This window comes from Microcella sp., assembly GCF_019739195.1.
Taxonomy (GTDB): Bacteria; Actinomycetota; Actinomycetes; order Actinomycetales; family Microbacteriaceae; genus Microcella.
Window position 1 is genome coordinate 926,626 of sequence record NZ_JAHHDS010000003.1, and the last position, 14,108, is coordinate 940,733.

The window sequence follows — 14,108 nt, forward strand, 5'->3', positions numbered from 1 at the left end:
GCCGAACTGCTACTGCGCAGCGTGCCGCCCGCGGCGCGTGAGCCGACCATCATGAAGCTCCAGCATGCGGTCGGCGAGTGCGGCCACGGCAGGATCGTGAGTCGAGACCAGCGCCGCCACCCCCTCGGTGCGCACGACCGACACAATGAGCTTCATCATCGCTGCGCCCGTGCCGCTGTCGAGTTGTCCGGTGGGCTCGTCGGCGAGCAGGATCCGCGGCCTGTTCGCGAGTGCGCGCGCGATCCCCACCCGCTGCTGCTGACCTCCAGAAAGCTCATAGGGCCGCTGCTCGCTGTGTGCACCGAGCCCGACGCGATCGAGCAGGTCGACCACCCGAGAGTCCCGCTCGACAGCGGGGGTGCGCAGCACGCGCAGGGGAATCTCGACGTTCTCTGCCGCCGAGAGCACGGGGATGAGCCCGAAGCTCTGAAAGACGTAGCCGATGTGGCGGGCGCGCACGTCGGCGGCTTCTCGTTCACTGAGCGAGTCGAGCGCGGTGCCGTCGATGACCACTCTTCCGGCGGTCGGAGCATCGAGCCCACCGAGCAGCGTGAGCAGCGTCGTCTTTCCCGAACCGGAAGGGCCCCGCAGCACCACGAGCTCGCCTTCGTCAAGACTCAGGTCGACGCTGTCGAGGGCCGTCACGGCCCGGTCACCCGTGCCGAAGACACGGGTCAGGCCCTCGGTGCGCAGCACGGCCGTCATGATGCCTCCTCGTCAGTCGACGTCGGCGCCGGGGGGTCGACACCGCGCCGCACCTCGACGTGCTCGGGCTGCAGCGTCAGGCGAACGCGCTCCGTGAGTCCGAGGGCGTCGACGTAGTCTTGGGGCAGCTGCAGCCGGCCGACCTTGTCGAGCACTGCGAACTCCTCCGCATGCAGGGCACCCGTGTCGTCGGCTTCGCGCCGCAGTGTCTCGGTCGCGGTTCGCCCGTCACGAATCTGCACGGTGCGCCGCACGTGCTGCGACACGCTCGCGTCATGGGTGACGATGAGCGTCGTCACCCCCAGTTCGCTGTTCACGGCGCGCATCGCCTCGAGCACATCGGCCGTGCTGGCTTCGTCGAGCTCGCCCGTCGGCTCATCGGCAAGCAGCACCGCTGGCGCGTTGGCGAGCGCCACCGCCATCGCGACACGCTGCTGCTGCCCGCCCGACAACTCGACGGGCAGTCGGTCGGCGAGCGCGGCGACGCCGACGAGTTCGAGCAGCTGCGACGTGCGCGCAGCCCGCTCGCGGCGCGGCCGACCCCCGATCGACAGCACCAGCTCGACGTTGTCGGCTGCGCTCAGATAGGGCACCAGGTTGCGACTCGTCTGCTGCCAGATGAAGCCCACGGTGTGCCGGCGATACAGCACGCGCTCTCGCTCACTCATGGTGAGCAGATCATGGCCGGCCACTCTCGCCCCACCCGCGGTCGGAGCATCCAACCCCGACAGGATCGTCAGCAGAGTCGACTTGCCTGACCCGCTCGCGCCGACGACGGCAGTGAGCTCACCGGCCTCGACGCGCAGACTGAGGCCCTGCAGGGCCTGCACCTCAACGCCTTGCGCGATGAAGATGCGCACCAGATCAGTGCAGAGAATGTGCGGTTCGGTCATGGTGACTCCGTTCGCAGGGCCGTGATGAGGGGAGGCCGTCGGTCGAGCGCCGTCGCGAGGGCGATGACCGCGACGATTCCGAGAAGGAGAGCGCCGACGACGCCCACGACGAGAGCGATGTCGACGGATGCCTCGACTGGGTCGGCGGCGCCCGTCACGAATCGAAGATCGATGGCCGCCGTGGCGAGCGGCACGAGCGCGACGCCGACGAGGCCGCCGACGATCGTGCCGAGAATCGAGGGGGGCGCGAGCTCCCACGCGACGAGCGACGATGAGCGCGGCACGCCGAGCACGAGGGCCAGCGACTGCACGCGCTGGCGTCGAGGCCGTCCGACGGTCGAGGCGATCACGAGCGTGACGATCGCCAGGGCGGCCGCAAGCATCGCCGCGCCGAGCATGCTCAGGCGAAGGGCTGCCGTCAGCGGTACGGCGCGCTCGTCAGCCGCCTCTGCTTGCGCGATCGACACGCGTGCCTCACTGTCAGCGACTTCCGTGATCGCTCCTGCGAGCTGCGCAGGGCTCACCCCCGGCGAAGGCTCGACGAGCACGGCGTTGACGCCGGGGCTACTCGTGAACCGTGCTGCATCGGCTTCACCGACCAGCACCCACGAGCTCGGCGCACCGTATCCCGTTGCCCTGCGGCCGGTCGCGACGACGGTGACAGGCACGCCGTCAACGTAGATGGCAGCATCCGGTGACGGAAGCCCGTCGACGCCCGGCAACAGATCGGTGCTGAGCATCACGGGAACAGGTGCGCCCTCCGTGGTCGCGGACGCGGACGGCCAGTCGACCGGAGCATCGTCACGCAATCGAGCGGTGGTCTCATCGATCGTCACGATGGTCGCATTCTCGCGCACGCCCTCGATGCCGAGCACGACGGGCCCCACGATCTGGATGCCGCCGGTTGCCGATGACTCGGGCAGGGCGCGAAGCGCGGCGACGAAGTCTGGCCCCACCGCAGGCCCGGTGACGCGCACGGCAGCACCGAGTCGGTCGCGCGCAGCGGTGTCGAGCCCGGTGTCGAGCACGGCGAGCAGTGACAACGATGAAACGGCAACCGACGCCGCGATCACCGTCGCGACGACGACGGGCACGCCCGCGGCACGGTCCCGCGATGCGCGGCGAGCGCCGATGACGGAGATCGCGCTCCCCACCCGAGCCATGGCGCGCTGCCCTGCAGAAACGACGACGGGGTACATGCGCACGGTCAGCGAGCTCGTGGCCAGTGCCAACAGCAGTGGCATGGCGACGAGCAGCGGATCGACGCCGACTTCGGCGGCCGAAGTGACGATGCCGCGCTGCAGCACGAGCCAAACCGAGAGCGCAGCGAGAGCGACGAAGACGAGCTCGATGAGCGTGCGCAGTCGATCGGGTGCCGCGAGATCGGTACGGCGTTCGCGCAGATCGGCAGCGCGCGGCAACAGAGCCGCGAGCATCGCACCCGGCAGCAGTGCGATGAGCACGAGCACGGCGGGCACCGGCGGAGACAGCACGATCGCGAACGCCGCGGACGGGGTCTGCCCGGTGACGGCAAGCGCGAGGGCTACCCCCGTGCCGGCTCCGACGAGTGCGGCGGGCATGGTGACAGCGAGCGCGTCGCGCACGACCGCCAGCCGCAGTCGACCGCGCGAAGCGCCCCGGGCCAACTGCAGCGCCAGCACCGACCGCCGGCGGTCGATCGTCGACCGCGTGGCGAGCAGCAGCACGACGGCGAGCGCTCCGAGGGGGCCGGAGAGCAGGAGAGCCAGAACGGCAGTCGTGACGGAGGCACGATCGAGCACGGCATCCGCGGCGTCGGGAATCTCTGAGGTCAGCGAGGCGGAGGTCGTCTGCGTCGCGCCCTCGAAGGCGAGCGGAATCTCAAGACCGGTCGAGAGGAAGGAGCGCAACTGAGGCAGAAAACGGTCGATCGTGGTGGCGTCGAGCTGCGTGACATCGAGCGGGTACCACACTGAGATCGGCCCGAACGCCGTCGGCGCACCCACGCTCAGGGGATTCACGAAGGCTGCGGCGGTTTCGCGCGGCTGCTGGTTGCCGTCGTCGAAGCGTTCCGCCTGAGGGGCTCCAGGAATACCGCGCCAGTACGCCGCGTCGGCGTCGATGGGGTCGACGATTCCGACGAGCACGAGATCGATCTCTGAAACAGGGTCGATGCGGCGTTCCCCAATCGACCAGCGCAGCGCCTCCGCGCCATCGATCGTGAGCACCAATTCGACGGGAGTCGGAGGCTCAGGGTTCGGTGCGGGCGCGAACAACGACCCCGACGGCAGCGGAACAGCGCTCGGCACCCATGGCTCGGCGAGTCGCCCCTCGACCACGCGGACGCGCTCGTCAAGCAGAGGATCGACGATCGAGCGGATGACGAAGATCGGAGCATCGGCGTCGGCGCTCTCGGCGCGAACCGGCACGGCGTCGCCGATGATGACAACCTCTGCGTCGCCGAGCGCGGAGCGCAACGGCTCAGGCTGAGACTCGCGAACGTCACTGAGCGCATCGAAGAGGCTGCCGTATGCCGACTCTTTCGTCGCCGGCGCGGTGCTGAAGATCGGCAGGTCGACGACGGTGAGATCGTTGATCAGACCGCTCGGGTCGCGTCGTTCCTCGCTCAGTTCGGAGATGGCGGAACGCAGCTCGTGCGAGGTTGCGTCGGCGAGCGCGAGCGGCACCGCAACCGCAAGCGATGCAGCAAGGCCGACGAGCGCCGCGAGCAGCACGAGCGTTGTGCCGGCGGAACGCACCTGGCCGACGAGGATGCGACGAGTTGCGCTCATCGCATCACCTCCCGCGCCGAGAGCGCGCGAGCCTGATGCTCCGCATGGCTCGAGGCGCCTGATCCGAGGGCGACGATCACGAGCAGCAGCAGCAGGCCACCCGCAGCAGCGAGCGCCGGCGCGACGGTTGCGGTCAGCACGAGAGCGGCAGGCGCATCGACGAGCAGTGCGCGAGCGAGGTCGCCAACGAGCAGCGCCGACGTCGCGGATCCGATGATGAGCCCGGCGATCGTCGCTGCGACGAGCACCCCGACGAACTCCGCGCCTCGCGCACGGGCCTGAACCTGCGAGCCCACTCCGATCGCTCGCAAGACGACGACGTCGACCTCGCGCACCCCGCCAATGGCGCGGGAGACGATCGCAGCAGCGACGACAGCCAGCAGCAGCGCGCCGAACGCCGCAGTCCAGAGTGCGACGCGCGCGCCCTCTGCGAGGGCACCGGCGGCAGCATCCGACGTCGCATCGACCGACGACCCGCTCGGCGCACGCCTGCGCAGCTCAGCCGCCGATGCCAGTTGCGATGCTTGGTCGAGCACCGCACCATCGGCGGGCGTCAACCACACCTCAGTGATGCTCAGGGGGCTTGCCGATTCGGCGAGCTGCGACTGGGCGGCGGCGGCCAGGTCGACCGCGACGGCGGCGGTCGTCTCGGCGCCGGGCACAGCGCGAACGATGTCGGCGATGGCTCCCTCGATCTCGCGCCCAGATCCGGCCACGCCCACCGTGATGCTGTCGCCGACGACAGCGCCGAAACGATCGGCGGCGGCCGCGGTCACGCCCAGCTGCAACTCGGCAGGGTCGGGGGTCACACGCACGGCGCCCGGGTCGACCCGGTCGACGCTCGCGATGAAGCCGCTACGGCCGTCGTCGCGGACGAGCACCTCGCCCGAGAAACCGGGGAGCACACCGGGCCGTGCGTTCCATGGCTCCGAAAAGTCGATGATGCGTTCAGCATCGCCCTCCGCGACGACGATGCCGTTGAGCACGACATCGAGTTGGCGTGCGCTCGCATTCGGGATGACATCGAGTGCGAGCACCCGCCAGGGCCCACCGAGCTCGGGCAGCTCGGCGACGCCCTGATCGTCGGAGGCGACGCGGAGCACGCCGCCCCGCACGTCTGCGACCCAGAAGGATACCCGCGCACTGACGTCGCCATCGAGGCGAAGGCTCGTCGCTGTGGCCGGCACATCAACGCTCGGGAGCGGTGGGCTCTCGATCGCGGCGGCGAGGCGGTCACGCTCGACGGCTCCGCCGGCGGTCGCGACGATCTGCGGAAGCGCGCGCGCGTCGATCGCGACGAGAGTGCCCGGCGCATCGGCGAGCAAGAGCTCAGCGATCGCGACGGGGGCACCCGTCCAGGAGACCCCGGCAAAGTCGGCCACTCCCCCCGCGGCACCGAGGTCGGCCCTCACCGGGGCATCGAGCACGCCGCCGCTCACAACGAGCGGCGCACCGAGTGCGAGCTCGCGAGCGGAGAGCTCGGATGATCTCGTGGTCGTGTCGACAGCTGCGGCGACGACGAGGCCGCCGACAGCGAGCCCGATGAGCAGCACGGGTGTTGTGACGATCGCCGTCGACCGGGCAACCGATCGAGCAATGAGCACGGGCACCAGGCGATCGCTGCGGGCGGCCACGCGTGAGACGAGTCGTGCGAGCGGTTCGACGAGCACGACCGCGAGCAGCGCCCCGGCGACGAGCACGAGCACAGGAGCAAGCGCGGCGACGGGATCCACTGCTGCTCCCCCGTCTGCCGTGGGCACCACTGGCCCGCGATAGAGCACGAACTGGCTCACCGCTACACCGGCGGCGATCAGGCTGAGCAGCAGTGCTGCGGCGCTCACGACCCGAGTCTGCCGACCTGAATCGGCGAGCGTGTCACGGCGCAAGGCGAGGCGAGATCGACGGGACGCCACGCCCGCGCCGAGCAGCACGGTCGCGATCGTGATGATGACCGCGCAGCCGATCGTCGACACAACGAGGGGCCCAGGCGCACTGGCGACCAGCTCGAGCGAGCCTAACTGTGCGCCGAGCGCGAGCGCCGCGCCCACGAGCGCACCGACTATCGCGGAGGGCAGCGCAATGATGAGAGCCTCGACGGCTGCGTTGGCCGTCAGGCGCCGCGCCGACGCACCGCGCGACCGCATCAGTGTCGTCTCGTCGCTTCGCACGGCGCTGAGCAGCCTCTGTAGCTCCAGCAGTGTCGTGAGGGCAGCGAGCACGACGAGCGCGAGCGCGACAGGGAGAATCGCCGCGACCCCGGCTGCGGCGCGCTGCAGCTCGGCAACGGTGGAGGCGAGCCCACCGTCGACGACGACGCCTGAGCCCCGACTGCGGGGGTCGTCGTCGATCGTTCGACCCAGTGCCGGCAGACCGGTCGCGAGCTCGTCGAGCACGGCTGGGGTCGCAGCGGCGGGGTCGAGCACCGAGATCCATTGCGCAATCGGCCGTGTCGAGAGGGTGCGCCACAATTGCTCATCGACCACGAGCGGGCCGGCCGCAAGACCATCGACCCCGCGCTCGGCGAGCGGTTCTCCGGCCCATGCCGGGTCGCCACCGTCGAGCGGCAGCCACAACGCCGTCACGGTGACGTTGACCGATAGATCGTCCGCCCCCGGTAGCGGCAGGTCATCACCAATTCCGATGCCGAGCGCATCAGCGGCCGCGCTGTGCACGGCGGCCTCGTCGATGCCCGAAGGCCACACGCCCTCGACGATCTCGACCCGGTCGAGAAGGCGCTCATCGCTCACGAGCACGAGTGAGGCGTCACGACCCTCGACTGCGAGGGGTTCGCTCCGGATGCTCGGCTGCGCCTCGAGGGCCGCTTCGGGCATCACGCTCGCAAGCGCCTCCCGCACTGCCGCATCTTGCTCGTCGGCGGCGCGCTCCGCATCCGCAACGCTTCCACCGCTCTGCCCCGCCCAGCGGATCGACACTCGCACGACAGCGTCGCCACCGCGCGCCTCGGTGACGGCGGCCGCTACGCCGTCGATGACCGTGCTCTGCGCCAGCGCAGTCAGGCCCGCTGTCAATGCCGCCGCGAGGGCGACGACGAGCGCGACAGCCGCGAGGAGCCGCACACGACTGCGCACGCGCTTGACGAGCATCATGCGCGCCCGCACCGGGTTCTCGGTCTGGGGCGCGGGCTCACCCGTCGACGCTACCAGCGGCGAGAATCTCTCGATCGTCGCTCACCCCGTGTGCGTGACCGGGGCCCATGTTTTACGAAGCGCCGACGTAGTCGGCGAGGTGCTCGCCCGTCAGGGTCGACGTCGCCGCAACGAGGTCGGCGGGCGTGCCCTCGAACACGATGCGGCCGCCGTCGTGGCCGGCGCCCGGGCCGAGGTCGATGATCCAGTCGGCGTGCGCCATGACGGCCTGGTGGTGCTCGATGACGATCACCGACTTGCCGCTGTCGACGAGCCGGTCGAGCAGCCCGAGCAGGTTCTCGACGTCGGCGAGGTGCAGACCCGTCGTCGGCTCATCGAGAACGTAGATCGACCCCTTGTCGGCCATCTGGGTCGCGAGCTTGAGGCGCTGCCGCTCGCCGCCCGACAGCGTCGTGAGCGGCTGGCCGAGCTTCAGGTAGCCGAGCCCGACATCCACCAATCGGTCGAGAATGGCGTGCGCGGCCGGCAGCTTCGCATCGCCGGAGGCGAAGAACTGCTCGGCCTCCGAGACGGGCATGGTGAGCACCTCGCTAATGTTCCTGCCGCCCAGCGTGTACTCGAGCACGCTCGCTTGAAAGCGCCGACCCTCGCACTCTTCACACACGGTCGACACGGTGGCCATGGGTCCGAGGTCGGTGAAGATCAGACCGTTTCCGTTGCAGGTCGGGCATGCGCCTTCAGAGTTAGCGCTGAACAGCGCGGGCTTGACGCCGTTGGCCTTGGCGAAGGCGGTGCGAATGGGGTCGAGGAGCCCTGTGTAGGTGGCGGGGTTGCTGCGCCGCGAACCGCGGATGGCGCCCTGGTCGATCGAGACGACACCGTCGCGCGTGGCGACCGACCCGTGGATGAGTGAGCTCTTGCCCGAACCCGCGACGCCGGTCACGACGACGAGCACTCCGAGCGGGATGTCGACGTCGACATTCTGCAGGTTGTGCGAGTTCGCGCCGCGCACCTCGAGGACGGCGGTGGATGCTCGCACCGAGCTCTTCAGCTGCGCGCGGTCATCGAGGTGCTTGCCCGTGAGAGTGCCGCTTGCCCGCAGCCCCTCGATGGTGCCTTCGAAGACGATCTCGCCGCCGGCGGTTCCGGCACCGGGGCCAAGGTCGACGACGTGGTCGGCGATGACGATCGTCTCGGGCTTGTGCTCGACGACGAGCACCGTGTTTCCCTTGTCGCGCAGGCGCAGCAGCAGCTCGTTCATGCGCTGGATGTCGTGCGGGTGCAGGCCGACCGTCGGTTCGTCGAAGACGTAGGTGACATCGGTCAGCGACGACCCGAGGTGCCGGATCATCTTGGTGCGCTGCGCCTCGCCCCCCGAGAGCGTGCCCGAGGGCCGATCGAGCGAGAGGTACCCGAGGCCGATGTTCACAAACGAGTCGAGCAGGCGCCGCAGGTTCGCGAGCAGCGGCGCGACGAAGGGCTCGTCGAGCGAGGCGGCCCACTCGGCGAGGTCGCTGATCTGCATGGCGCAGGCGTCAGCGATGCTGATCCCAGCAATCGTCGACGATCGCGCGCCCGCGTTGAGCCGCGTGCCGCCGCACTCGGGGCACAGCGTGAACGTGACCGCGCGCTCGACGAAGGCGCGGATGTGCGGTTGCAGCGCATCCACGTCTTTCGACAGCATCGATTTCTGAATCTTGGGCACGAGGCCCTCGTAGGTCATGTTGATGTTGTCGATCTTCACCTTGACGGGGTCTTTGTAGAGAAAGTCGTTGCGCTCGGCGTCAGTAAAGTCTCGAATCGGCTTGGCCGGGTCGAAAAAGCCCGAAGCGGTGAAGATGCGCACCATCCAGCCGTCGACCGTGTAGCCGGGAATCGTCAGCGCGCCGTCGAGTAGCGACTTCGACTCGTCGAAGAGCTGCGTGAGGTCGATATCGTTGACGCGCCCCATGCCCTCGCACCGAGGGCACATGCCGCCGAGGTAGATCTCGTTCTCGATAACGGTCGTCGTGCCGGTGCTGCTCGTGCGCGTGCCGCTCGTCTGGCTGGACGGAATGTTGAACGAGAAGGCATTTGGTGAGCCGACGTAGGGCTGACCGAGCCGAGAGAACAGGATGCGCAGCATCGCGTTGGCGTCAGTGGCCGTGCCGACGGTCGAGCGCGAGTTGGCGCCCATGCGCTCTTGATCGACGATGATCGCCGTCGTGAGGCCGTCGAGGCTGTCGACCTCGGGGCGCGCAAGGGTCGGCATGAAGCCCTGCACGAACGAGCTGTAGGTCTCGTTGATCATGCGCTGCGACTCGGCGGCGATCGTGCCGAACACGAGACTCGACTTGCCGGAGCCCGAGACGCCCGTGAACACTGTCAGCCGACGCTTCGGCAGGTCGACGCTCACGTTCTTGAGGTTGTTCTCGTTCGCCCCCTCGACGCGGATGATGTCGTGGGTGTCGGCGGGGTGCGGCGTGGTGGTCATGCGCTCATTCTGGTGTGCATCACCGACTCGCGACGACCTGGGTGATCATCTCGCCGCGAGGCTTGACCCCGACGCAACGTCATAGTTTTGGATGAGGTCATGCGCCTCACTCCGATCGCCTACCTCTCGTCGTATTTTCTCTCGTTGCTCGGCAACTCGATCGCCGCGGTCGCGTTGCCGCTGATCGTGTTGCTGACCACCGGCAGCGCGCTCGGCGCCGGAGTGGTGGCCGCAGCGACAGCTCTTCCCGCCGTCATGACCGGCCTCGTCATGGGTGTCGTCATCGACCGCATCAACCGCCGCACGTCGTCCGTCGTCACCGACCTGATCTCTGCGGGGGCGATCGCCGCACTGCCGATCGTCGACATAGTCAGTGGGCTCAGCATCGGCTGGTTCGTGCTCTTCGGCATCATCGGCTCTCTCGGTGATGTACCCGGCATGACCGCCCGAGAGACGCTGTTGCCCGCGGTGGTTCGGCACAGCGGCGTCTCGGCAGAGCGCCTCATCGGGCTGCGCGAGGCGCTCGGCGCCGTGGCCATGCTCATCGGGCCCGCGCTCGCTGGCGTGCTCATCACCGCGCTCGACGGGTCGGCAGTGCTCTGGATCACCGCGGGCACGTCGTTCGCGGCCGCCCTCATCACACTGCTCATCCCCCACCGCGTCGGTCGCATCGGCGACAACGAGCCTGTTACGCCCGCCGGGTCGAGCTGGCAGCAGTTGCGCACCGGCTGGCACGCGCTCGCGAGCAGCCGATTTCTCGTCGCTGTCACGATCATCACCCTCCTCGCCATCACTGTTCTCGCGGCGCTGCAGGCCCTCGTGCTTCCGGTCTATTTCACCGTCATCGAGCAGCCCGGGTTGCTCGGCTTCGTGCTCACCGCGTTGGCGGCCGGCATGCTCGTCGGCGCTGGCGTCTTTGCGGCCCTCGGCGCTCGAGTCTCGCGGCGTCTCTGGTTCGCGACAGGACTCGTCGGCACGACGGTGGGCTTCGCCCTCATCGCCTGGCTGCCATCGCCCGCCGTCGTCTTCAGCGGGGCGGTGGTGGTCGGTGCTGCGAGCGGTGTTCTGAACAGTGTGCTGGGCGTGCTGCTGATCGAGCGCATTCCCGAACTGGTGCGCGGGCGAGTTCTGAGCTCGCAAAACGCCATCATGACTCTCTCGGCGCCCGCGGGCATCATGGCTGCCGCTCTGCTCGTCGAGTACGCATCGCTCGAACTCGCGGCCGCCGCCATCGCGTCACTGTGGATCGTCGCTCTGATCGTGGGGCTGGCCTCACGATCGCTCCGTACGCTGGATGCGGAACCGAGCAACCCCGGAGAGGTCGACCCCGATGCGCAGCAGTGAACTCGCAACGCTGGCGGGAGTCACCGTGCGCGCACTGCGGCACTACCACCAGCTCGGCATCCTCGACGAACCACCTCGCTCGGTCAACGGCTACCGCGAGTACGACGTTCACCACCTCGTGCGCATCCTGCGCATCTCCCGACTCGCGAGCCTCGGCCTGCCGCTGCAGGGTCTCGCCGAGATTCTCGACGCCCCCGGCGACGACGCGAGCGCCATGCTCGACGAACTCGACCGCGAGGTCGCCGCGCAGATTGAGCGGCTCGAAGCGCGGCGCGCGACGATCGCCGAGCTTCGACGGTGGAACGCCGCCCCCGATCTGCCGAGTGAACTCGCCCCGTACGCGGCGCTTCTGGCGGCCAGCGCGTCGACGAGCGAGATCGCCCGATTCGATCGCGAACAGACCATCCTGCTGAGCCACTTGGCGGGTCCCGGCGGTGCCAAGGCGATCACAGCCCTCTACGCGCGGTTCACTGACCCCTCGATCGCCGACGCCTCGAAGGCGTTCACCGAGCGGTTCGCCGCGCTGCAGCCCGACGCGTCAGACGACGAGATCGCTGCGTTAGTCGAAGAGCTGGTGACCTCGTTCGGACCACTCGTGCGTGACCTGCGACTCGAGATCGCCGACCTCGACCTGACCAAGGCGACAGCGCTACTCACCGACCACGCCGACGACATGCTCAACGCCGCGCAGCAGCAAGCCCTCATCCTCATCGAGCAGGGCCTGACCGCCTACGGCCACGACGAGGGCTGATCAGAACGACGCTTCATCCCACCAGCGCAGCACGCGTAACGCGAAAAACGTTAGCCACGGGGAGGGCTCGCCGACGGGCACGTCGAGGGGAAACCACTCGCGGCCCTCGTAGTGCCGCTGCTGCATCCACGTTCCTGGAAAAGGCTGCCCGTCGGGCTGCTGGGCGTCGCGAATGATCCCGATGGCGTCGGATGCTCGCTCGTCGGGCGGCGTGCCCTCGAGCAGTGACGCTCGTCTCAGGTAGTCGAGCGCGTTGAGTGCCGTGTAGACGTGGCGGAACGGGTAGCCGAACGACTCGACCCACGGGCCGACGTGCTCGCCGGTCGAGGCTCGGTAGAGCATCCGTCGACTGAGCAGGTACTCCTCGGCCGCGTGACGCACTTCACGAAGGCGGGTGTCGCCCGTGCGTTCTTCCCAGTCGAGGATGCCCTTGAGCGAGTTGAGCGTCGAGTGGAAGCTCGAGCGCGTCGAGCCCTCGACCCACTCGCAGTTCCAGCCGCCGTCGGGCATTGTGTGCTCGGCGAACCACGTCGCGATGCCCTCGACATCGGCGCCGAGCCACGCGCCGTTGGCGAGGGTGAAGCCGTTGATGCAGGCGTCGACCTCACCGCCCCAGTAGGGCAGGTCGTCGTACTCCCAGCGTGAGTTCGCGGCGAGCTTGTCGGCAGTGCCGGCGAGCGCCGCGGCATCGAGGCCCCACTCGCGCAGGGTGTTGAGGCTCCACGTCGTGGCCGTCCACGGCTGGCCGTGCTTCGCTTCCTCGCCGTTCCAGTCGAAGTCAGCCGGAAAGTAAGCGCCGCCCGCCCACTGGCCGTCGGGGTCTTGGTGCGAGAGCAGCTCGGCGCCCATGCCCTCGGTCTCCACCCGGGCGCGAGTCGCCTGCCACACGGCCTCGGGCTCATCGAGCAGGTCGCGCTCGACCTGCCAGCGCAAGGCCGGGTCGGTGTCGAGCATCCACTGCAGCACGCGCGGTTCGATCGTCATGCGGCGAGCGTAGACCTGTGCTCCGTCGTGAGCGATGGCCATACGCCCTTGACAGGTGAGTGGCTCGCGATAATACTAAGGTCTGTGCCTAACTATTCGGACGATGTCGCGTCGGTGCTCCGCGCCCTCGCCGACCCGACGCGTCGGGCACTGGTCGAGCGGCTCGCGAGGGCTCCGGGCACCGTCACCGAACTGGCCGAACCTTTCGACATGGCACTGCCCTCGTTTCTGCAGCACCTCGGCGTACTCGAGGCCGCCGGCATCATCACCACACAGAAGGTCGGCCGCGTGCGCACAGCGAGCTTGCGCCCCGGCGCTTTCGACGCTCTGCACCTCTGGCTCGGCGAGCAACGCACCCCCGCCGAACGCCAGGCCGACCGGCTCGGCGTGCACCTCGCCCGATCTGCCCTCACGAAGGAGGCACCATGACCCGCGTTCGCGCCGATCTCATGATCTCGCTCGATGGCTTCGCCACGACGACCGATCAGACCCCCGAGAACCCATTCGGCGATGACTGGGGTCGACTCACCGAGCACTATGCCGCCACGAAGACCTTTCGCGAACGGGTGTTCGGCGACACGACCGGTGCGGGCACCACGGGCGTCGACGACGACTTCGCGCAGCAGTACTTCGAGGGCATCGGTGCCGAGATCATGGGGGCGGGCAAGTTCGGACTTCACGCCCACCCCGACGACTCCGACTGGCACGGCTGGTGGGGCGACACCCCGCCGTTCGGCTACCCCGTCTTCGTGCTCACGCATCGCGAACAGCCGCCGCTCGAGATGCGGGGCGGCACAACGTTCCACTTCATCAGCGCCTCGCCGACAGAGGCCCTCGCGATGGCCACCGAGGCCGCTGCCGGCGCCGATGTGCGCATCGGAGGCGGACCGACGAGCCTGATCCCGTTTCTCACGGCGGGCCTGGTCGACGAACTGCATGTCGCGATCACGCCGATTCTGCTCGGACGTGGCATTCGATTGTGGGATGACCTCCGCGCGTTCGAGCGCGGCTACCACGTGAGCTCTGTCGCAGCACCGAGCGGCGTCACTCACGTCACCTTCACGAGAGAGTGAGCACACC

The 14,108-nt window shown here is 68.8% G+C and carries 10 protein-coding genes; 4 read left to right on the forward strand and 6 right to left on the reverse strand.

The features are described 5' to 3' along the window. Positions 1 to 9: 9 nt before the first annotated feature. The 5 genes from KL788_RS06250 to KL788_RS06270 form a co-directional block, all read right to left on the reverse strand. Positions 10 to 705 (reverse strand): ABC transporter ATP-binding protein, encoded by a 696-nt coding sequence (locus tag KL788_RS06250; RefSeq protein WP_293169509.1) that lies wholly within the window; start codon positions 703 to 705, stop codon positions 10 to 12. Further along, positions 702 to 1,598 (reverse strand): ABC transporter ATP-binding protein, encoded by an 897-nt coding sequence (locus KL788_RS06255; protein WP_293169511.1) that lies wholly within the window; start codon positions 1,596 to 1,598, stop codon positions 702 to 704. Before KL788_RS06255 ends, KL788_RS06250 begins: the two co-directional genes overlap by 4 nt. Beyond that, positions 1,595 to 4,369: an FtsX-like permease family protein gene (locus tag KL788_RS06260; protein WP_293169513.1), complete on the reverse strand. Its 2,775-nt coding sequence runs from the start codon at positions 4,367 to 4,369 to the stop codon at positions 1,595 to 1,597. Before KL788_RS06260 ends, KL788_RS06255 begins: the two co-directional genes overlap by 4 nt. Continuing rightward, the gene (locus tag KL788_RS06265; RefSeq protein ID WP_293169515.1) at positions 4,366 to 7,476 is read right to left on the reverse strand and encodes an ABC transporter permease; all 3,111 of its coding nucleotides are present in this window, start codon (positions 7,474 to 7,476) and stop codon (positions 4,366 to 4,368) included. The genes KL788_RS06260 and KL788_RS06265 overlap by 4 nt, the downstream gene beginning before the upstream one ends. Before the next feature lie 112 nt (positions 7,477 to 7,588). Then, complete coding sequence (locus KL788_RS06270; RefSeq protein WP_293169517.1) at positions 7,589 to 9,949, reverse strand: excinuclease ABC subunit UvrA; 2,361 nt, start codon at positions 9,947 to 9,949, stop codon at positions 7,589 to 7,591. 99 nt (positions 9,950 to 10,048) lie between these two features. On the opposite strand from KL788_RS06270, the gene KL788_RS06275 reads away from it, so the two are divergent. Together KL788_RS06275 and KL788_RS06280 are read left to right on the forward strand one after the other, a co-directional pair. Continuing rightward, positions 10,049 to 11,293: an MFS transporter gene (locus KL788_RS06275; protein WP_293169519.1), complete on the forward strand. Its 1,245-nt coding sequence runs from the start codon at positions 10,049 to 10,051 to the stop codon at positions 11,291 to 11,293. Further along, positions 11,280 to 12,044: a MerR family transcriptional regulator gene (locus KL788_RS06280; protein WP_293169521.1), complete on the forward strand. Its 765-nt coding sequence runs from the start codon at positions 11,280 to 11,282 to the stop codon at positions 12,042 to 12,044. The genes KL788_RS06275 and KL788_RS06280 overlap by 14 nt, the downstream gene beginning before the upstream one ends. On the opposite strand, the gene KL788_RS06285 is transcribed toward KL788_RS06280, so the two are convergent. Beyond that, complete coding sequence (locus tag KL788_RS06285) at positions 12,045 to 13,028, reverse strand: squalene cyclase (protein ID WP_293169523.1); 984 nt, start codon at positions 13,026 to 13,028, stop codon at positions 12,045 to 12,047. 84 nt (positions 13,029 to 13,112) lie between these two features. On the opposite strand from KL788_RS06285, the gene KL788_RS06290 reads away from it, so the two are divergent. Both KL788_RS06290 and KL788_RS06295 read left to right on the forward strand, forming a co-directional pair. Continuing rightward, positions 13,113 to 13,457: an ArsR/SmtB family transcription factor gene (locus KL788_RS06290; protein WP_293169525.1), complete on the forward strand. Its 345-nt coding sequence runs from the start codon at positions 13,113 to 13,115 to the stop codon at positions 13,455 to 13,457. Next, complete coding sequence (locus KL788_RS06295) at positions 13,454 to 14,101, forward strand: dihydrofolate reductase family protein (RefSeq protein ID WP_293169527.1); 648 nt, start codon at positions 13,454 to 13,456, stop codon at positions 14,099 to 14,101. The genes KL788_RS06290 and KL788_RS06295 overlap by 4 nt, the downstream gene beginning before the upstream one ends. The last annotated feature ends 7 nt before the right edge of the window (positions 14,102 to 14,108 follow it).